Raw genomic sequence first — 18,440 nt, forward strand, 5'->3', positions numbered from 1 at the left:
GACAGACGATGACTACAGAACAGAACCAAGCACTGGCCCAGCCTGCAATCAGCGAACACGATCTGCTGCGTGCAGACATCTACAGCCTGCTGGCAGCACTGCTGCGCGGCGTCCCCACTGAAGAGATGATTCAGTGGCTGAACGAACTGGAAACCGATGAGCATGATGGCTCGGATATGGGTAAAGCCTGGAGCGGTCTGCAACTGGCCGCCCGCCACGTTCAACTGGAACAGCTGGAAGACGAATACCAACAGCTCTTTATCGGCCTGGGTCGTGGTGAGCTGGTGCCTTATGGCTCCTGGTATCTGACCGGTTCCCTGATGGAAACCCCACTGGCGATCCTGCGTCAGGATCTGAAGCTGCTGGGTTTCGAGCGCGAAGAGAACGTTAAAGAGCCGGAAGATCATGCTGCGGCTCTGTTTGAAGTAATGGCGTTTCTGATTATGAGTGGCGCGGGCAGCACCACTCAGAAAAGCTTTTACGAGCGCCATCTCGCGGAATGGGTTGGACGCTTCTTCCGCGATCTGCAACAGGCAGACTCCGCTGTCTTCTACAGCGGTGTAGCAACTCTGGGGCGCGCTTTTACCGATTTCGAAACCGACAGCATGGCAGCCATTAAAGAACAAGCCGTTGAGCTGAAGTAACTCTTTCAGCCGGGGCAAACCGATTCAGATGCACCACTCGGTGGTGCCTGATGAAAATACAGACAGGGCGACAACCCTGCACCGTGGAAAATAAAGCTCTCAAAAGGAGCAACAGGTCAGAGCAAGCCTGATCCTGTGATAAGGCAACGAGGAGAACGCAAATGAGTGAAAACAATAATAAGGTCACATCACCACCTGATCAGACGGAGGGCCTGCAGCACGCGGGCCGTCGTCAGTTTTTAAGAACTCTGGCCACTGGCGGCGCGGTAGCAGGTATCGCAGCGGTAACGGCTTCTCAGGCGATGGCTGCCACTACTCCTGAAGTAGGTGTAAAACCTGCTCCGGAAGAGAAAAGCGGCTACCGGGAAACCGACCACATCCGTACTTTCTACGATACCCTGCGCTAACGGACCGGAGAGCACCTAAATGAAACTGACCAAAAAAACCGCCACGGGCGCAGGCAAGACCGACAGTAAAGGTCTGGGTCTTAGCCGTCGTACCTTCCTGAAGAACACAGGTATCACTACCGGTGGTCTGGCTGCTGCCGGCTTTATGGGCAACGGCATGATCCGTAAGGCCGAAGCGAAAACCGAAGCGATTTCGCCAAATGCGCCTAAAGAAGTTAAACGTACTATCTGTTCTCACTGCTCTGTAGGTTGCGGTGTTTACGCAGAAGTACAGAACGGTGTATGGACCTATCAGGAACCGGCATTCGATCACCCGTTCAACCGTGGCGCTCACTGTGCAAAGGGTGCGTCCCTGCGTGAGCACGGCCATGGCGAGCGTCGTCTGAAGTACCCAATGAAGCTGGTTAACGGCAAATGGCAGAAAGTCAGCTGGGAAACTGCAATCGACGAGATCGGCGACAAAATGCAGCAGATTCGTGCTGAATCCGGTCCGGATTCTGTTTACTGGCTGGGTTCTGCAAAGCATAACAACGAGCAGGCATATCTGTTCCGTAAGTTTGCGGCGCACTGGGGCACCAACAACGTTGACCACCAGGCTCGTATCTGTCACTCCACCACAGTAGCCGGTGTTGCGAACACCTGGGGCTATGGTGCGATGACCAACTCCTTCAACGACATGCACAACTGTAAGTCTGTGATCCTGATTGGTTCGAACCCGTCGGAAGCACACCCGGTTGCGATGCAGCACATCCTGCTGGCGAAGGAGCGTAACAAAGCTCAGATTATTGTTGTTGACCCACGCTTCACCCGTACTGCTGCTAAAGCAAACGAGTACGTACGTATCCGTCCGGGTACTGACGTTGCTTACGTTTGGGGTCTGCTGTGGCACATCTTCGAAAACGGCTGGGAAGACAAAGAGTTTATCCGTCAGCGTGTTTACGGTATGGACGAAGTTCGTGCAGAAGTGGCCAAGTGGACACCAGCGGAAGTTGAGAACGTAACCGGTGTTGGCGAAGCGCAGATGCGTAAAGTTGCCAAGATGCTGGCAACTAACCGTCCGGGTTCTGTTGTTTGGTGTATGGGTGGTACTCAGCACACCACAGGTAACAACAATACCCGTGCATACTGCATCCTGATGCTGGCTCTGGGTAACATGGGCGTAAGCGGCGGCGGTGCTAACATCTTCCGTGGTCACGACAACGTACAGGGTGCTACTGACCTTGGCGTACTGTCTCACACCCTGCCAGGCTACTACGGTCTGTCCGGCGGTGCCTGGAAACACTGGGCTGGTGTTTGGGGCGTAGATCTGGAATGGCTGAAAGGTCGTTTCGATCCGGCTCAATATCGTGGCAAGCAGCCAATGAACAACGCTGGTATTCCGGTTTCACGTTGGGTTGACGGCGTACTGGAAAACAAAGACAAGATCGACCAGAAAGATAACATCCGCGCAATGGTTTACTGGGGTCACGCTGTGAACTCTCAGACCCGTGGCGTTGAGATGAAAAAGGCGATGGAAAAACTGGATATGATGGTTATCGTTGACCCGTATCCAACGCACGCTGCAGTTATGCACGATCGTAAAGATGGTGTTTATCTGCTACCAGCCTGTACTCAGTTCGAAACTTACGGTTCTGTAACAGCGTCTAACCGTTCGATTCAGTGGCGTGATCAGGTTATTGAGCCTCTGTTCGAATCCAAGACTGACCACGAAATCATGTACCGCTTCGCTAAGAAGCTGGGCTTCGCGGATCAGCTGTTCAAGAACATCAAGGTTGAAGGCAACATTCCGGTAATCGAAGACATCACCCGCGAATTCAACAGCGGTATGTGGACGATCGGTTATACCGCACAGAGCCCTGAGCGTCTGAAAGCACACCAGCAGAACTGGCACACCTTCGACTTCGATACTCTGAAAGCTGATGGCGGCCCTGCAAATGGTGACTTCTACGGTATGCCTTGGCCATGCTGGGGTACTCCGGAGATGAAACACCCGGGTACTCCTCTGCTGTATGACACAAGCAAACCGGTTGCTGAAGGTGGTCTGAACTTCCGTGCCCGTTTCGGTGTAGAGCGTGATGGTGTAAGCCTGCTGGCTGAAGACTCCTACCCTGTAGGTGCCGACATCAAAGACGGCCACCCGGAGTTCACCGACAAGCTGCTGAAACAGCTGGGCTGGTGGGATGACCTGACGGCAGAAGAGAAGAAAGCCGCAGAAGGCAAAAACTGGAAAACTGACCTGTCTGGCGGTATCCAGCGTGTTGCGATCAAGCACGGTTGTGCGCCGTTCGGTAACGCGAAAGCCCGTGCTGTGGTCTGGACCTTCCCGGATAAAGTGCCACTGCACCGTGAGCCTCTGTACACCCCTCGTCGTGACCTGCTGAGCAAGTACGCGACCTGGAAAGACGTTGAATCTCACTACCGTCTGCCGACTCTGTACGAGTCCATTCAGAAACAGGACTTCTCCAAAGAGTATCCGATCATTCTGACCTCCGGTCGTCTGGTGGAATACGAGGGTGGCGGTGAAGAAACCCGTTCTAACCCTTGGCTGGCAGAACTGCAGCAGGAAATGTTTGCTGAGATCAACCCTTACGATGCCAACAACCTGAATGTTCGCGATGGCGCAGACATCTGGGTAGAAGGTGCTGAAGGTGGTCGTATCAAGGTGAAAGCCATGGTAACCCGTCGTGTAGATCGCGGAGTTGTATTCATTCCGTTCCACTTCGGCGGTAAGTTCCAGGGTAAAGACCTGACCGACAAGTACCCTCAGGGTTCCGCACCGTATGTTGTGGGTGAAGCGGCGAACACCGCAACCACATACGGTTATGACAGTGTGACTCAGATGCAGGAAACGAAAGTGACCCTGTGTAAAGTGACACCGGCTTAAACCCTGTAGCGCGGCGGATTGGCCCTAAGGGTCACTCCGCTGGAACCACCAGTGAGGCTTTGCCTCCGTAAGGAAAAGAATCATGGCTAAAATGAAATTCCTATGTGACTCCGAGCGCTGCATTGAGTGCAACGGCTGTGTCACTGCTTGTAAAAACGCAAACGAAACCGAATGGGGCATTCAGCGCCGTCGTGTTGTAACACTGGACGATGGTGAGCCAACAGAGACCTCAATCTCCGTTGCCTGTATGCACTGTACTGATGCGCCTTGTATGGCGGTTTGTCCGACAGACTGTTTCTATCAGACTGACGATGGCATCGTACTGCACGATAAAGATCTGTGTATCGGTTGCGGCTACTGCCTGTTTGCCTGCCCGTTTGGTGCGCCACAGTTCCCGACTGAGGGTGCATTTGGTGAGCGTGGCAAGATGGACAAATGTACTTTCTGTGCCGGTGGCCCTGAAGAGGATCCTATCGTAGAGAAAGAGAAATACGGCGCTAACCGTATTAAAGAAGGCAAACTGCCTCTGTGTGCTGAAATGTGTTCCACCAAAGCCCTGCTGGCAGGTGATGCTCAGGTTGTTTCTGACATCTTCCGTGAGCGTGTGGTTTACCGTGGTCATAAAGATGGTGCCTGGTCTTCCCTGGAAGGCGGCGCAGCGACTCCAGGCCAGATGAGCCAGGAAGAGATGGCTGCACGTGCTGAAGCGTTCGCAACGGATGCTACTTTCGCCAGTAACACCAAGGGCGATATCATCGCTAAAGCCTGATTGGTTTAGCCTGAGCTGCCGGGTTTTCCGGTAGCTCTATTGGCTCACCTCAGGTGTTTGACTTAAGAGTTGGATCTTATGAACACATATACGACACAGACAGGCAGCACCCTGCGCGGTGCACGCTCTACAGGAATTAGTCCTGTTCAGCGCCTGAAGATGGTCGCCATCAGTCTGTTAGCACTTTTGTGCCTGACACTGAGCAGCACCCTATGGGCCAGCACAGAAGCCTCTGACGCAGAAAATCGCGTAAAGGGTAACTTTGCCGGTGCCGGTTACTGGCGCGAAGTATCGGACGGTACTGAAGGCTACACCACTTCCAAGGGTCGCGAGCACGGAAAGCTGATCAATGTCAGTGGCGAAACCTGGCGTGACTGGCGTAACCGCTGGGTAAGCCCAGGCGGTCTGTACGCGATTGGCGGCAGCCTGGGTCTGCTGACTCTGGTTTACCTGCTGATCGGCCCTCTGAAACTGGATAAGCCCCGCACCGGTAAAGTGGTTGAGCGCTGGAAGCGTTTTGACCGCACCATGCACTGGTTCGTAGCGATTACCTTCCTGATTCTGGGCTTTAGTGGCTTCCTGATCATGTACGGCAAGCACTTCGTGCCGGATCTGTTCGGTTATACCTTCTGGAAGAACCTGATTGCGTTCTGCAAGCTGGCTCACAACTATATCGGCCCTATCTTCTCATTGGGTCTGATCGTTATGCTGATCAGCTGGATGAAGCACAACTTCTTCAACAAGGTTGACCTGAAGTGGTTCCTGCAGGGTGGCGGTATTATCGGCAACAAACACCCAAGCGCAGGTTTCCTGAATGGTGGTGAGAAAGGCTGGTACTGGTTGCTGTTCTTCGGAGGTCTGACGGTGGTAGGTTCCGGTCTGGTACTGGACTTCCCTATCTTCGGTCAGCTGCGTGACACCATGCAGTGGGCTAACCTGATCCACGGTGTTTCTTCTCTGCTTCTGCTGGCAGCTTCTTTCGGTCATATCTATATCGGTACGATCGGTTCTGAAGGTGCACTCGAAGGCATGAAGACCGGCTACGTGGATGAGACCTGGGCAAAACAGCACCACGATCTCTGGTACGAAGAAGTCAAAGATCAGGCAGTTGATGAGAAGGAAGTACGCTAAGTACAGATTCTTTCAATCGATCGTGACTGATCAGTAAAAAGAGGAGCCTGGCTCCTCTTTTTTTGTCTCAACTTTATCCGCTGACTTCGACCAAAAACTGTTCAGCTCGCCCAGGCTTCCGGGCTAAGGTCGACATAGTCACCACTACCGTTGCGGAAAAGCCTTAACTCAATGTCACTGAGCTGAGCATTACATTCTGACAACTGCTCGACCAGCCATTGATAACCCGCCTTAAATGCCTGTTCCTGAGCCTTTCGGGCAGTATCGCCCTCCTCGAAACCAAGAAGATGCGGCCAATCAAAGGTTCGGAATTGAGGCAGATGATCAAACTCCTCAACTGGTGACAGATTCCAGAACCCTTCGATAAAACAGGCAATATCAAGAAAAAAATCGCACTGAGTCTGGCCTGCATCGGCACAGGCGCGGGCGTTTTTCTCCACCAATTCTCTGAAAGCAGAGCGATAAACATTAAGAGTATTCAGAACCAGCTGTTCTGAGCTTTCTGTATCCTGCATGGTTTAAATCCTTTTTAACCGTTCCGGATGATGATCAGGGTGTGCCCATCATGGGCACACCACTACAACTGCGCTTCCACTATCCGGGCCATCGGCTGATAAACCAAACCACCGGACTCTGAAATCTCGCCATTCGGCTTGAAACCGAAGCGCTGATAAGCAGGCACAGAAGTGAGAGAAGCGTTAACCGTAACCTCTTCCTGGCGGGCATGATCAAAAGCTTCAGCCAGAAGCTTCTTACCGATCCCCTGCTTCTGATATGCAGGTTCAATAAAGAACATAGCGATATGACGCCCTTCTTTCAGTTCAATGACACCCACCGGCTGTCCGCCGTCTTCGGCAACAAACATAAGGTTGTCTTTCTGCATACGATCCGCGAAGGATTCAGGGGTCGTCACACTGGCAAAGGTTTTAGCACCTTTGAGGGAAAGGGTATCCGCAACGGAATACCTGAATGAACGCAGACATACTGCGCTGACGCTTTTCAGATCCTTCTGGGTCATCGTCCTGATAATCACGTTTATATCCTCTTGATACTCAATCCAATTGAACTCAATCAAGTATTAAAGCGAATAAAAGCGCACCTGAAAACCTGTGAAATACTGGCAGCATTAGCCTGACCTCTGATAAAGACCTAGCCTTTATTTTTTCAGCTTAAAGGCTCGCTTTTGTGGTACCTATCTGCAACTCAACACGATTGCGCCCCGTCTTTTTCGCCACATAAAGTGCGTTATCAGCAACTTTCACGGCCTCTTCAAAGCAGGCACCACTTTTTACCTGAGCAAGGCCGATGCTGATAGTCAGGGTTAAGGTACGATCCTCTGCCACCTGAAGAGGGCTACGGGCAACCTGTTCCCGGAAGCGATCAAGCTTCTCGAGACAACTTTTTAGCTCACCACCGGGGAAGAAAATAGCAAACTCTTCACCACCGAAACGACACAGGGAAACCTCATTGCCAAAGGTATTTCGCAGTTTCTCAGCAAGGCAGATCAAAGCATGGTCACCACACTCGTGACCAAAGGAATCGTTGATTTTCTTAAAGAAGTCGATATCGATCAGAGCGACAATTCCCTTAAGCTCTGAATGCCGCTGGGAGAGATAATGCTCTACCTCCTGACTGAACCCCCGACGATTAAGCAGGTTTGTCAGAGGATCCCGATCTGCCAATTCCTGCAGTCGATGCTCTTTCTCTACCTGATCGGAAATATCCCGTTCAATGGCAGCAAAATGGGTAATCTGGCCATAGGTGTTTTTTAACGGGAAGATCTTCAGATCCAACCAGTAAGGAGTGCCATCTTTACTGAAATTCTGGATACGCTCGTGAATCCAGTCTTTGTTTTCCAATCCTTGCCGGATACGTTTACGGGTATCATCAGAGGTTTCCGGTCCCTGAAGAATACGCGGATTCTTGCCCATCACCTCTTCCCGGGTATAACCACTCAAACGGGTAAAGGCGTTATTAACATAGACAATCCGGGGCCCCGGCTCATCAATCGGATCGGCTTCGGTGATAACAACCACGTCATCAGAATTGGCGACCACAGACTCAAACGAGATCTCAGACTTCATCCCCGTAATGTCGATAAAACTGACAATCACATGTTCAATACTGCCGGATGAAGAAAACTGAGGATTTGCATTGCACAGCACCCAGGTCACTTCCGCAGTGGAACTGTCGCAAATACCCACTTCAAGATTTGCGATGCTTCTGCCTTCAGAGATTACCCGATTGACGGGAAAATCCTGATGGGTCATCAGACGATTCTGGCTATCCACAAAGCGCCAGCTGGGATCAAGAGTATCCTTACCCATCGCCTGCGCCTCTGTCAGACGCAGAAGTTCCAGTGCTCTGGGATTGGCATAGAGGATTTCAGTGGTAGCACTATGAACCACAACCCCTTCACGCAAACCTTCTAACAGAGACTTTGGGTCGAGATCTTTTAATTCCAAGGCAGTTCACCTGTCAGAGAAAGACTGATTGGGTTTCGGTAAAGACTTATTTTGAGTGTAGCTTAAAGCAGGACACCGAATGTTTGATTCCAGACAAATCAGATGAAACCGGTTATTTATTACTAATACGTAAAAAGCCCGCAGCAGGTGCTGCGGGCTTTAACATTCGGCAGGTCACAGAGACTTAACAGGTGATATCCGGGGACATACAGCAGGGTATATAAAGCAGATCCTGTTTGAGCTTTTTGATACAACGGGTGGCGATAGGTGCCAGTTCATCCAGCTCTTCCCGCAGATGCTCACTGGCGCGAAGTGGTGTGCCATGCAGAAACGCATCGATATCACTGGTGCTGGCTTCGAAAGCCTCCACATAATGTTCCAGATCCCGATCCAACTTAGCAAAACGCGCCTTGTGCCAGCTTTTAGCTGCTTCTGCCGCAATGGTGTGGCCCACCTTCAGCATCACATCGGCCTTGCCTTCGCTACCATCCGGGGTGTGCAGAAACATCACCAGCCGGGCACCTGTCCTTTCTATCGGTGTCATCGCATCCTCCTGATGCTTATTCGCATTTTTTGTTGTTACGGGTATGGCTAAAATGAGTTTAGCCCAGTGTTTTTAAGGGGTAAACGAGCAGAAAATAGGCAACTTAGTAGCCCTGAATAGCACCCCCCGAAAGAAATAAGGCTATATACCGAAAACTCGCAGTGTTGACTACGGGCTATGCCAGTGAACACCTTGTGCTGATTACAGAGTGACCGCCTGAATTGCAGCCTCAACCAGTTGACCGGTGCGGGGAGAAACTCGATGCTCCAGCAGAGTCGCGAGCTCTTCCAGCTGAGCTTTAGTAAGACCTGTGTTCATTGCCATGCCGATATGAGCACGCAGCTGTGGGTCTGTACCTGAGGTTGCCGCCAGAATCGCTACCGTCAGAATTTCGCGGTCCTGATGGTTCAACACGCCACGGGCGAAAACATCACCAAACAGATGCTTCTGCAGGAAGGTGTTTGCCACAGGAACAAAGTCGAAAAGAGGACCGGCAACAGGGCGACCTACTAGCTCGGTCTGAACCTCAGTGCCGGTTTTCAGGGAATCTTCCGGCAGGTCATTGGGTTCAGCGCCAGCAACATCTTTCTTGCCGGCGGCTTTACGGGCTTCGACTTCACCCATCAATGTCGCCAGCGCATTAAGGGATCGTGGGAAACCACTGTAGGGATAAAGATGCACAAAGGACTCTTTCAGTTCATTGATCGATACACCGTTATCCAACGCCTGATTGATCGCAACTTTCAGGGAACCTAAATCACCCTCAGCAGCAAAAGCTGCTCCCGCAGCCAGCTGCTGATAACGACCACTGAGTACTTTGAACTCCGGCAGCTTAGGAGCCACCGCATCAACCGCTGCCTGATACTGGGCATCGGTCACCTTCTCTTTCCAGTTCACCGCTTCGCCCTCTTTGCTGCCGGTAACAACGAAATGAGTCATCGCAGTATGAGGGGTGGCACCATGCCAGTGATCCACATCTTCAGGACACCAGACCGCCTCGCCTTCATTAAAAGCGATCACCTGACCCTCGCGAGTCGCGGTAATAGCTGTGCCTTTGGTGACGATCATGTGCTGGCCTGCCGGATGGTCGTGCCATGCGGTACGGGCACCGGGCTGAAAGGTCACGAAAGCGCCTGAATAAGGCACCTTGTCCTGATCGGGAAACGTAATTTCAACATCAACCTGACCGGTGAATAAGTTCTCCGGGCCAGAGAAGGTTGGCAGACTGCCAGCGGGATGAACAACCTGATCTTTCCCAGCGACAGCCTCGCCGGAAAGCAGGGCCAGGGTCAGTAAGGCTGCAGGAGTTAAACGGGATTCGGTAGACATAGAGACCTCCGTAGATCGCTCTTGGTGTTATCAAACGGGATATAAATTCGATAACTCATTAGAGCGCTCTCGGAGGATTAAGCGGTAGAACGATTGCCTCAGATTATTGCTCGATTCTCTGACGCCCTCTTCTCTGACACTCTCCTGAAATGCACCATGTCCTTTAAAGAGCCTAACCCTGCAAAGCCGCGGTTTGCTGTTTAGAAATCAATAAGATAGATTGAAACGCGATTCATCGGTTTACCACCCACCCGTTATACCAAGCGAGTCTGTAATGTCTGTTCAGGTTACACGCCCTACTCATCTGATCGATCTGGCTGTTGGCCATCCGGAGCCGGATCTGCTGCCTGTTGATCTGCTTCGCCCCCTCACCCTTGAGACGCAAAACCTGACCTATGGTGAGCAGGCCGGAGCCGCGAGTTTCCGGCAACAACTCGCAGGCTGGCTGACGGAGGATTACGGGCAGCAGATCAGCCGGGAAGAACTCTTAGTCACTAACGGCTCATCCAACGCGCTGGATATGATCTGCTCGCAGCTGACTTCAACCAGCCAAGCCAAACAAACGGTCTTGGTAGAAGACCCCAGCTATTTCATAGCCCTAAAGCTATTTAAAGCTCGTGGTTTTGAGGTTGTCGCCCTGCCGATGGACAACGAGGGTATTGAACTGAGCGCGCTGGAACAGGCGATCAAAGAGCACAGCCCGGCCTTTATCTACTCCATTCCGAGCTTTCATAACCCGACAGGGCTGACCCAGAGTCATCAGCGCCGACAGGCACTGGTCAAACTCGCAAAGGATCATAACTGTCCGCTGATCGCCGATGAGGTGTATCAGTCGCTCTATTTTACCGACAAGCCTCCCGCGCCTTTGGCTTGCTACGATCGTTCGGCACCTGTTATCTCCATCGGGTCTTTCTCTAAGATTCTGGCACCGGGGCTGCGACTGGGCTGGATTCAGGGTAATGGTGAACTGTTTAACCAGTTAAGAAGCTCCGCACTATTACAAAGTGGCGGTGGACTGGCACCGATGACCTCTGCCTTAGTAGGTAACCTGATCGCCAAAGGTGATTTCCAGAGCAACCTTACCCTGTTACGGGAGACCTATTCTGCAAGGGCAGAAGTGCTTTATCAGGGCTTGAAATCCACCTTTGGAGATCGGATTCAGGTCAACAAACCTGAAGGCGGTTACTTTCTGTGGGTAACCTTTACCGATGGGCTGGATGTATCTGCCGCGCGGGAACAGGCCAGAAAAGAGGGAGTGAACTACCTGCCGGGCAATCTTTGCTCCGCTAATGGCGAGTTTAGCAACAGCATGCGGCTGTGCTTTGCCTGGTACAGTGAAGCGGAACTGAAAACCGCCTGTGAAAAGTTAAGTACTGCGTTGGCACTGGCCTAAAAACGGCTACAGGTCAGCGATTTGGGACAGGGTTTCCGGATGACGCTGAACCAATTTAAGTAGCGTTACAGCCTGACCATTTGGCGCACTTCGGCCTTGCTCCCAGTTTTCTAATGTACGGGATGATGTATGCAGTAATCGGGCAAACACTCCTCGTGACATATTAAACTGCTCACGAATACTGACGATCTCATCAGGGGAGATATTTAACTCACTGATGTCATTAACCTGATGAGTTTTTAGCGTAAGCTTGCCCTCTGAGTGTTCTTTAGCCTCAACAAGAGCAGAGCTTAACTCCGCAAATAGATCACGACTGCCCATGGCGCCATGCCTCCATAAAAGCTTTTAACTGTTTCTTCTGATCAGCGGTTAAATCTGACATTTCATTCTTGCCATAAATCGTCAGCAGATAGAAACGTCGTTTTTCGTCGAGAAAGTAATAGATAACACGGGAACCACCGCGCTTCCCTTTACCCTTACTGGCAACCCGTATCTTTCGCAAACCACCTGTGCCCTGAATAACGTCTCCCTGCTTAGGGTTAACCATAAGCTCAGCCTGAAAAAGGCGAAACTCATCATCAGTAAGGTATTCACTACGATACTTTTCAAATAGGGTTGATTCGACAAATACGCTTTTCATTCAAAGAGTATACGCAGATCACGTATAGACGGCAAACCTATACGCGATCTACGTACCCGAATAAAAGTGAGCATTTGGCTCAGAGAAACGCCATTACTTCATCAAAAGGGACATCGACCACTTCTGCCCGTAGCGTTCCGTTTACCGGGATCTCCAGCGGGTGGGTGGGAATACTGGACTGCAGCGGCTTACCCAGCGCATTTTCCACCTGGTATTGGTAGACGGGATCCGTCTCGTCGTCATTAATCACTTCGTAATAACTGAAGTTCAGCCCTTCGATCCGCCCTCTTTCATCTTCATGGGACAGCCCGTAACAGGTGTTGATGATGATCTGCTCGTCGGTTTCCGTAACCTCACGGGAGATAATCGGCGTATGGCCTTCGTAACACTCAAACAGCAGCTCTGAAAAGTGATATTCGCTGTAACGGTGCAGCTTATCCGCGTCCGGTTCGGCATTCAGAGGGCGAAAATAAACGTAAGGTTCACACTCCTGCCCGTCACGGTATTTCAGTTTGATGTAGTCGCCATACTGCTCCGAAATCTGAAAATCTGATGTCGGCAGCACCAACTCCTGATAGAAAAAAATATACTTAATATCATCCATAAAAAACCACAGAACTATTTGTTTTGATTGGAGAAAAGTAATCTCAATAAGACTGGAAAACCAGAGAGGTTTCACAGTTTTGTGACAGGTTACGGGAAAAGTCGAGCAAAAGCTCTTATAGGGTAAGGGATTCTTGGGTATGAAGTTAAGAGAAAGGAAAAAATTAGGGAAATTTGAGACTTGTACCCACGCTCTGTGTGAGTACATCAAGTCAACGATGAGCAGACATATACTCCGTTACCGCATGAGCCAGCAAGCCGGAACGAGTCTCACCGTGTTTTTTCGCGTACTGGTCGACAGCATTCAGCAAGCGCTCCGGAATGGTGATGTTCACCCGTTTGGATTTCACCGGCAACTTAGAGAGATCAATATCCACCAGCGCCCAGATGCCATTCGAGTAATCTTTGTTCTGCTGATGAGCTTCCATAGAAGTCGGCACAGGAATCGCTTCGCCATCCATCAGCATCCCTTCCAGATGGCATTCAATGGCTTCCCGTGCCATATCGATGGCTTCTTCAAGGGTTTCTCCGGCAGAGAAGCATCCCTCTACATCCGGCACGGTCACACCATAATCAGAGTCGCTGTCTTTGTGAATAACGATAGGGTATCTCATATTATCTCCACTCCCAGCCCGCCTGACGGTAGATACTGCGAACAGTGCCGATGGGGTAATAGTTAGAACTTCCGCCGGTAAATATCTTCCATTCCCTGCACATGATTTTCCAGTATTCCAGCTTCATGCAACATTCGATATGGGTTTTTCCTCGCGGCATATTGTCGGTGAGATTCATTAATTGAACACCAAGAACAGCAAGCTTCATCTTCAATAGACTCAGCCATGGGTTCCTTGCATTTTCGGCAGATTTTCTTTGATACAGAAATATCTTCTCCATCGAAAATAAAGACTGAACCGGCTTCATCTCGCATGTATTTGCTAGGAAAACTTTTCCCTATAAATGACTGGAAAAATCGACACCCAATCTTTGCTGCCAACTCTTTAGCTTGATCTATATAGTCCGGAGCAGCTTTTGCCCCTGAGATTATGGAAGTTACACACTCCAAGGGGACGAAAAAAATCATGTTCCCTTTCACATCCTCGACAAACTCGTTAGGTACGATCACTCTGCGCTCTTGCTCGTAACTCCAACATGTCTGCTTTGAAAAGTATGCAGAAGCCATTATCATTTTGTGAAGAAAAAAAGTGTGCCTTGGTTTACAGGTAGCGAATGCTCTCTGCAACGACGGGGTTATCTCCTTATTGGGTGTATCTGTGTAGGTTACATTAGCAATAGAAATATCATCAAAACTCTTTTCAAGCTGCTCTTCATCAATCTCAATTACAAATCCCCTAGACGTGTGTGCATAGTGAGCCCACATGGGCACCACTACCGGACTTTGAGAGAAGCAAGTTGTAGGGCACTGAGGCATTTCACCAATAGACTCTTGATAAAACGCCAGAAGCTGGGGAGAGAGGTTTCTATCAATACTAAGAAATAGTTCGTAAGGATCGTTATAGTCTTCAGGGAGAGAACATTTAAACCCTACATACCCTTCTCGATTGAATGAGAGCTGCAAGATATCCGGCCCCATATATTTATACAATTTCTTAGTCATAAGAATCTAATCCCAAAATTTTCTCATCTAACCTACAGACTTCATACATAACCAAATATCAGGGAAAGGCTTCAATAAGAAAGGAACAAACTCCATCTCAGATCAGACCGCTTCCCTGCCCGCGCACCTGTGCTATAACCACCGGACCAAAACCCGGCTCTAAAATTCCACTTAGCATATCAGCTTATCCTTAATCAGATTGTGACAAAACCCAACCACAGCTAAAGTCGCACGCGCAGTGCCAAAACCTGCTAGAATCGCGCCTTTTATTTCTCTCGGCTATCTCACTGGTACTCTGCACTCTATGTCTTTTATCTCCCTTGGCCTGTCGGGCTTTTTCCAACGCGCGTTAGATGAACGGGGTTACGACACCCCTACGGATATTCAGGCGCAGGCGATTCCTGCTGTGCTGGAAGGTCGTGATCTGCTGGCGGCGGCGGAAACCGGTTCCGGTAAGACGGCGGCGTTTGTTCTGCCCCTGCTGGAAAAGCTGCTGGACCATGAGGGGCTACGCAGCAATCAGGTTGCGTCTCTGGTGCTGGTGCCGACCCGTGAGCTGGCGGTTCAGGTAGAAGAAGCCGTAAAGGCGTACACCGCCTATTACCCGCGCCGGATCAAATCCCTTGCCGTGTACGGTGGTGTGTCTATTAATGCCCAGATGCAGGCGATGAAAGGCGGCTGTGATCTGATGGTGGCAACGCCGGGTCGTCTGATCGATCTGATGGAAAAGAACGCAGTGCAGCTGGATCAGGTGCAGCATCTGGTGCTGGATGAAGCCGACCGCATGCTGGATCTGGGTTTTGCCGAGGAGCTGCAACAGGTGCTGAGTGCCCTTCCGGTGCAGCGCCAGAACCTGCTCTTCTCCGCGACCTTCCCGAGTGAAGTGGATGCCCTGATTGATCGCCTGCTGTTTAATCCGGTTAATATCGAGATCGAGCGGGAAAACAAGCTGCCGGACACCCTGATTCAGCGTCCGATTGAGGTCGATAAAGAACAACGTACCGCCCTGCTGCGTCACCTGATCGGTGAGATGAACGGTGCTCAGTTTCTGGTATTTGTTGCCAGCAAGCGTACTGCCGATAACGTCACTGGCAAACTGAAAAAATATGGCTTCAGTGCCGAAACCCTACACGGAGACAAGGCTCAGAAAGAGCGTAACCGCTCACTGGCTGCTTTTAAGTCCGGTGAAATTCAGGTACTGATCGCTACCGATCTGGCCGCCCGGGGTATCGATATTCCGCAGCTGCCTTTTGTGGTCAACTATGACCTGCCCCGCTCTCCGGCTGACTATGTTCACCGCATTGGCCGTACCGCCCGTGCCGGTGAAGTGGGCACCGCGTTCAGCTTTATCGACCACGAAAGCGATGCTCACTTTAAGCTGATCGTTAAACGCAACAACCTGGATATCACCCGCGAACAGATTGCAGGTTTCGAGAGAAGTGCTGAAGCGCCGGAAGGCACTGCACCAGCCAAAGGCCAGCCGCCGGTTAAAGGCAAACGTAAGAGCAAGAAAGACAAACTACGTGAAGCCGCCGCCCGTGAACAGGCTGCCCAGAACAGCACTAGCCAGAGTAGTGACAAACGTAAAACTGCTAACCAAAACAGCAGCGACAAAGGCGGAAGCATCTGGGCTAAAGCCACTCTTAAGCGTCGCTAACCTATCCGGACGCTAAAACCGAGAAGCAGATACCAAGACAAAGCAAGACAAGGATGTTTTATGTCTGATGCCAAGATCAGAGAATTAGCAAGCGCAGAGTCAAAGGATGGGGTTCAGGTTAATGCAGACCTGAGCCTGCTTCCACCATTAAGCTATCTGAGCCAACCTTTTAATCGTGGCTTACGGCTGGTTTTCAGCCTGATGTGGCGCTTTCGCTGGCTAACATTAACACTGCTCGGCTTTGCCTATCTGGCAGGCATTGTGGTGATCAATATCCCTATGCTGGATATCCCGTCAGATACCTCCGCGCTGGTGGTGATGTCACCAATGATCATCCCACTATGGCTGTTGGCGGCCTATCTGTTACCTGCATTTCTGCTTCTGACCTTTTTTGCCCGCAACCCTAAAACACGGTTAGGTTTTACCTTATTGTTCAGCAATATGGTGCTGGTTCCGATACTGTCGTATCTGTTCAGTGATACCCGATTGCTGCTGATTGTGGGAGATAACGGATTTATTGCGCTCTTTATCGCTCTTTTTCTGGCGGTGCCCTGGCTCTATTTTCGCTATCGGGATCGACTGGAGAGACACGCCCACTGGAGTACACCGGCACTATTACTGGTGATGGCGCTGCTTTACTGGGAGGGAGCAATCGGCTTCTCGACAACTCAGGTCACCCAAGAGCAATACACCCTCAGCGGCTGTAAGTCAGAGCGCCCGGTGAATAAACATGGCGTGAAAGGAGATCCTGTCTGGAGCTGTCGGCTGGATCTCAGCCTGAATGGTTTTGAGTACTCCTTCCCGGATATGCGTTTGCCGGATATCTACCTGAGCAAGGAAGGCCGTGATTCACCGGAGCGGCATCTGGAGATTCGCCACGGCCTGTTCGATCACTTTACTCTGAGATAAGGTTCCTATCAGGGAGCCTGTTCAGGTAGGAAGAAGAATAGATCAGGCGTGACAGAAGCCATTTTTACCGGATTTTTTCACCCGATACATCGCCTTGTCCGCACGCTTTATCATATCTTCCGAACAACAATCTCCCTCCGGATAGAGAGCAATCCCGATACTGGCTCCGACATTCACTTCTGCCTGAACACCACCATCGGTTTCAATCTGAAATACGGGTTTCAGAGTCTCCAGCACACAGGCCGCAACGTGTTCGGCATCCTGCGCCTGCTTAAGGTCGTTCAGCAGAATCAGAAACTCATCACCACCGATGCGGCCAACGGTATCAGACTCCCGAACCAGCGCCCGCAGGCGATGCCCTACTTCTACCAGAACCTGATCACCACAGGAGTGGCCGTAGTTGTCGTTTACCGCCTTAAAGCCATCCAGATCGACAAATAACAACCCAACCTTCTGGCGGCGACGATCCGCTTCCGCCATCGCCTGATTGAGACGATCTTTGCACAGGCGAATCACCGGCAATCCGGTCAGGGCGTCAAAGTGCGCCAGCTGTTTCAGCTCTTCCTGAGCGGCCTCAGCCGCTTTGATGGCATCATGCAGGTCGGTAACATCGTATTCGCTGACCAACAGGACATAATCCCCCGTGATCGGGTGGCGACTGGTTCGGATATCCACGTTATGGCGGCGTACCCCGTTGCGGGTGATCATCAGATGTTCCTGACAACCATCCTCTTTCGCCTGTCCCTGACTCAGACGGTGAAGCCCCTCTTCAGGATTGAGGAAACGACCCACAAAGGTGGAGAGGTTTTCCTGCTTGGGCTGATAACCATAGAGTTTGGCGGCAGCAGGATTTTCAAACAGAGGTTCGCCACCCATAGAAAAACTGGTGACAGAAACCGGGGTATAACGCACCGCTTCGGCAAACAGCAGCTGCTCCGGCTGCTCACCCAGATTCACGTTTTCAGAGATATAAGCCACGATACCTTTATGACGATCCGGCCCCAGCAGCACCGCTTTATGGCGCATCAGCAACATACGGGGTTTGCCGTTGGGATAGGTTGTCCAGGGGTCAGTGGTCATGCCTTCAGCTGCAGCTTTGTAGAAGGTTTGTTCGGTGCGTTTGCGGGCACCTTCGGTATCCGCAGACAGATCTTTAGCGATCAGGTCTTCAACCTTTTCCAGCCCCCAGAACTCCAGAGCCTTGCTGTTGCCCCACCAGAAGCCGTGTACATCCAGATCGAAAATCCAGATGATATCGGGGACATGTTCCAGAATTTCGATCTGCTGATGGTTTTCAAAAACCGGCAGATGGCTGTACTTATCAGATGCTTGTGCTGGCATGACCTTCTCACTGAAACACTGCTAACCGAAAAATAACTAACCTGTAAGAAGATAAAAGTATTTCCATCAAATGGCGAGTAGAAACCGGTACTCTGCTGATTAAAAACAG

At 51.0% G+C, this 18,440-nt stretch carries 19 protein-coding genes; 8 read left to right on the forward strand and 11 right to left on the reverse strand.

What is annotated here, in order from left to right:
* The first annotated feature begins 8 nt into the window (after positions 1–8).
* The 5 genes from BV405_RS16400 (at position 9) to BV405_RS16420 (ending at position 5,835) form a co-directional block, all read left to right on the forward strand.
* A complete protein-coding gene (locus tag BV405_RS16400; RefSeq protein ID WP_086481970.1) occupies positions 9–644 on the forward strand; it encodes a TorD/DmsD family molecular chaperone in 636 nt (211 codons plus the stop codon).
* Positions 645–805: 161 nt separating this feature from the next.
* Positions 806–1,051 (forward strand): twin-arginine translocation signal domain-containing protein, encoded by a 246-nt coding sequence (locus BV405_RS16405; RefSeq protein WP_086481971.1) that lies wholly within the window; start codon positions 806–808, stop codon positions 1,049–1,051.
* 19 nt (positions 1,052–1,070) lie between these two features.
* The gene (locus BV405_RS16410; protein WP_086481972.1) at positions 1,071–3,935 is read left to right on the forward strand and encodes a formate dehydrogenase subunit alpha; all 2,865 of its coding nucleotides are present in this window, start codon (positions 1,071–1,073) and stop codon (positions 3,933–3,935) included.
* Between the two features lie 82 nt (positions 3,936–4,017).
* Positions 4,018–4,704 (forward strand): formate dehydrogenase FDH3 subunit beta, encoded by a 687-nt coding sequence (fdh3B, locus tag BV405_RS16415; protein WP_086481973.1) that lies wholly within the window; start codon positions 4,018–4,020, stop codon positions 4,702–4,704.
* A gap of 78 nt (positions 4,705–4,782) precedes the next feature.
* Complete coding sequence (locus BV405_RS16420; RefSeq protein ID WP_245832360.1) at positions 4,783–5,835, forward strand: formate dehydrogenase subunit gamma; 1,053 nt, start codon at positions 4,783–4,785, stop codon at positions 5,833–5,835.
* Between the two features lie 101 nt (positions 5,836–5,936).
* Here the strand turns inward: BV405_RS16420 and BV405_RS16425 are convergent, their stop codons facing one another.
* The 5 genes from BV405_RS16425 to BV405_RS16445 all read right to left on the reverse strand — a co-directional run bounded on the left by BV405_RS16425 (position 5,937) and on the right by BV405_RS16445 (position 10,173).
* Positions 5,937–6,350: a hypothetical protein gene (locus BV405_RS16425; RefSeq protein ID WP_086481974.1), complete on the reverse strand. Its 414-nt coding sequence runs from the start codon at positions 6,348–6,350 to the stop codon at positions 5,937–5,939.
* A gap of 62 nt (positions 6,351–6,412) precedes the next feature.
* Entirely contained in the window at positions 6,413–6,868 is a 456-nt protein-coding gene (locus BV405_RS16430; RefSeq protein WP_176330199.1) for a GNAT family N-acetyltransferase, read from the reverse strand.
* 136 nt (positions 6,869–7,004) lie between these two features.
* Positions 7,005–8,300 carry a sensor domain-containing diguanylate cyclase gene (locus tag BV405_RS16435; protein ID WP_086481976.1) on the reverse strand — a complete coding sequence of 432 codons (1,296 nt, stop codon included), beginning with the start codon at positions 8,298–8,300 and terminating at the stop codon, positions 7,005–7,007.
* Positions 8,301–8,484: 184 nt separating this feature from the next.
* Complete coding sequence (locus BV405_RS16440; protein ID WP_086481977.1) at positions 8,485–8,844, reverse strand: hypothetical protein; 360 nt, start codon at positions 8,842–8,844, stop codon at positions 8,485–8,487.
* Positions 8,845–9,045: 201 nt separating this feature from the next.
* On the reverse strand, positions 9,046–10,173 hold the full coding sequence (locus BV405_RS16445; RefSeq protein WP_086481978.1) for a (R)-mandelonitrile lyase: 1,128 nt from the start codon (positions 10,171–10,173) through the stop codon (positions 9,046–9,048).
* A gap of 274 nt (positions 10,174–10,447) precedes the next feature.
* On the opposite strand from BV405_RS16445, the gene BV405_RS16450 reads away from it, so the two are divergent.
* The gene (locus BV405_RS16450; RefSeq protein WP_086481979.1) at positions 10,448–11,566 is read left to right on the forward strand and encodes an aminotransferase-like domain-containing protein; all 1,119 of its coding nucleotides are present in this window, start codon (positions 10,448–10,450) and stop codon (positions 11,564–11,566) included.
* Between the two features lie 6 nt (positions 11,567–11,572).
* On the opposite strand, the gene BV405_RS16455 is transcribed toward BV405_RS16450, so the two are convergent.
* From BV405_RS16455 to BV405_RS16475, 5 genes are all read right to left on the reverse strand, one after another.
* The gene (locus BV405_RS16455) at positions 11,573–11,887 is read right to left on the reverse strand and encodes a helix-turn-helix domain-containing protein (RefSeq protein ID WP_086481980.1); all 315 of its coding nucleotides are present in this window, start codon (positions 11,885–11,887) and stop codon (positions 11,573–11,575) included.
* Positions 11,874–12,206: a type II toxin-antitoxin system RelE/ParE family toxin gene (locus BV405_RS16460; protein ID WP_086481981.1), complete on the reverse strand. Its 333-nt coding sequence runs from the start codon at positions 12,204–12,206 to the stop codon at positions 11,874–11,876. Before BV405_RS16460 ends, BV405_RS16455 begins: the two co-directional genes overlap by 14 nt.
* A gap of 79 nt (positions 12,207–12,285) precedes the next feature.
* Positions 12,286–12,810, reverse strand: a complete 525-nt coding sequence (locus BV405_RS16465) for a hypothetical protein (protein ID WP_086481982.1) — start codon at positions 12,808–12,810, stop codon at positions 12,286–12,288.
* Positions 12,811–13,021: 211 nt separating this feature from the next.
* Entirely contained in the window at positions 13,022–13,423 is a 402-nt protein-coding gene (locus BV405_RS16470) for a type II toxin-antitoxin system HicB family antitoxin (protein WP_086481983.1), read from the reverse strand.
* Between the two features lie 62 nt (positions 13,424–13,485).
* The gene (locus BV405_RS16475) at positions 13,486–14,424 is read right to left on the reverse strand and encodes a DUF2971 domain-containing protein (protein ID WP_086481984.1); all 939 of its coding nucleotides are present in this window, start codon (positions 14,422–14,424) and stop codon (positions 13,486–13,488) included.
* Positions 14,425–14,728: 304 nt separating this feature from the next.
* Here BV405_RS16475 and BV405_RS16480 point away from each other — a divergent pair, with 304 nt between their 5' ends.
* On the forward strand, positions 14,729–16,081 hold the full coding sequence (locus tag BV405_RS16480; protein WP_086481985.1) for a DEAD/DEAH box helicase: 1,353 nt from the start codon (positions 14,729–14,731) through the stop codon (positions 16,079–16,081).
* Between the two features lie 60 nt (positions 16,082–16,141).
* The gene (locus BV405_RS16485; RefSeq protein ID WP_086481986.1) at positions 16,142–16,990 is read left to right on the forward strand and encodes a hypothetical protein; all 849 of its coding nucleotides are present in this window, start codon (positions 16,142–16,144) and stop codon (positions 16,988–16,990) included.
* A gap of 42 nt (positions 16,991–17,032) precedes the next feature.
* Here the strand turns inward: BV405_RS16485 and BV405_RS16490 are convergent, their stop codons facing one another.
* Positions 17,033–18,331, reverse strand: coding sequence for a sensor domain-containing diguanylate cyclase (locus BV405_RS16490; protein WP_086481987.1), 1,299 nt, complete (start codon positions 18,329–18,331; stop codon positions 17,033–17,035).
* Between the last annotated feature and the right edge of the window lie 109 nt (positions 18,332–18,440).

The sequence above is a fragment of the Oceanospirillum sanctuarii genome (assembly GCF_002150805.1).
GTDB classification, from domain to species: Bacteria; Pseudomonadota; Gammaproteobacteria; order Pseudomonadales; family Halomonadaceae; genus Oceanospirillum; species Oceanospirillum sanctuarii.

Coding starts and splice junctions, on each gene's coding strand:
- BV405_RS16450 (WP_086481979.1), top strand. CDS start 10,448: ATGTCTGTTCAGGTTACACGCCCTACTCATCTGATCGATCTGGCTGTT.
- BV405_RS16445 (WP_086481978.1), bottom strand. CDS start 10,173: ATGTCTACCGAATCCCGTTTAACTCCTGCAGCCTTACTGACCCTGGCC.
- BV405_RS16410 (WP_086481972.1), top strand. CDS start 1,071: ATGAAACTGACCAAAAAAACCGCCACGGGCGCAGGCAAGACCGACAGT.
- BV405_RS16420 (WP_245832360.1), top strand. CDS start 4,783: ATGAACACATATACGACACAGACAGGCAGCACCCTGCGCGGTGCACGC.
- BV405_RS16475 (WP_086481984.1), bottom strand. CDS start 14,424: ATGACTAAGAAATTGTATAAATATATGGGGCCGGATATCTTGCAGCTC.
- BV405_RS16440 (WP_086481977.1), bottom strand. CDS start 8,844: ATGACACCGATAGAAAGGACAGGTGCCCGGCTGGTGATGTTTCTGCAC.
- BV405_RS16480 (WP_086481985.1), top strand. CDS start 14,729: ATGTCTTTTATCTCCCTTGGCCTGTCGGGCTTTTTCCAACGCGCGTTA.
- BV405_RS16400 (WP_086481970.1), top strand. CDS start 9: ATGACTACAGAACAGAACCAAGCACTGGCCCAGCCTGCAATCAGCGAA.
- BV405_RS16470 (WP_086481983.1), bottom strand. CDS start 13,423: ATGAGATACCCTATCGTTATTCACAAAGACAGCGACTCTGATTATGGT.
- fdh3B (WP_086481973.1), top strand. CDS start 4,018: ATGGCTAAAATGAAATTCCTATGTGACTCCGAGCGCTGCATTGAGTGC.
- BV405_RS16485 (WP_086481986.1), top strand. CDS start 16,142: ATGTCTGATGCCAAGATCAGAGAATTAGCAAGCGCAGAGTCAAAGGAT.
- BV405_RS16405 (WP_086481971.1), top strand. CDS start 806: ATGAGTGAAAACAATAATAAGGTCACATCACCACCTGATCAGACGGAG.
- BV405_RS16455 (WP_086481980.1), bottom strand. CDS start 11,887: ATGGGCAGTCGTGATCTATTTGCGGAGTTAAGCTCTGCTCTTGTTGAG.
- BV405_RS16460 (WP_086481981.1), bottom strand. CDS start 12,206: ATGAAAAGCGTATTTGTCGAATCAACCCTATTTGAAAAGTATCGTAGT.
- BV405_RS16490 (WP_086481987.1), bottom strand. CDS start 18,331: ATGCCAGCACAAGCATCTGATAAGTACAGCCATCTGCCGGTTTTTGAA.
- BV405_RS16465 (WP_086481982.1), bottom strand. CDS start 12,810: ATGGATGATATTAAGTATATTTTTTTCTATCAGGAGTTGGTGCTGCCG.
- BV405_RS16425 (WP_086481974.1), bottom strand. CDS start 6,350: ATGCAGGATACAGAAAGCTCAGAACAGCTGGTTCTGAATACTCTTAAT.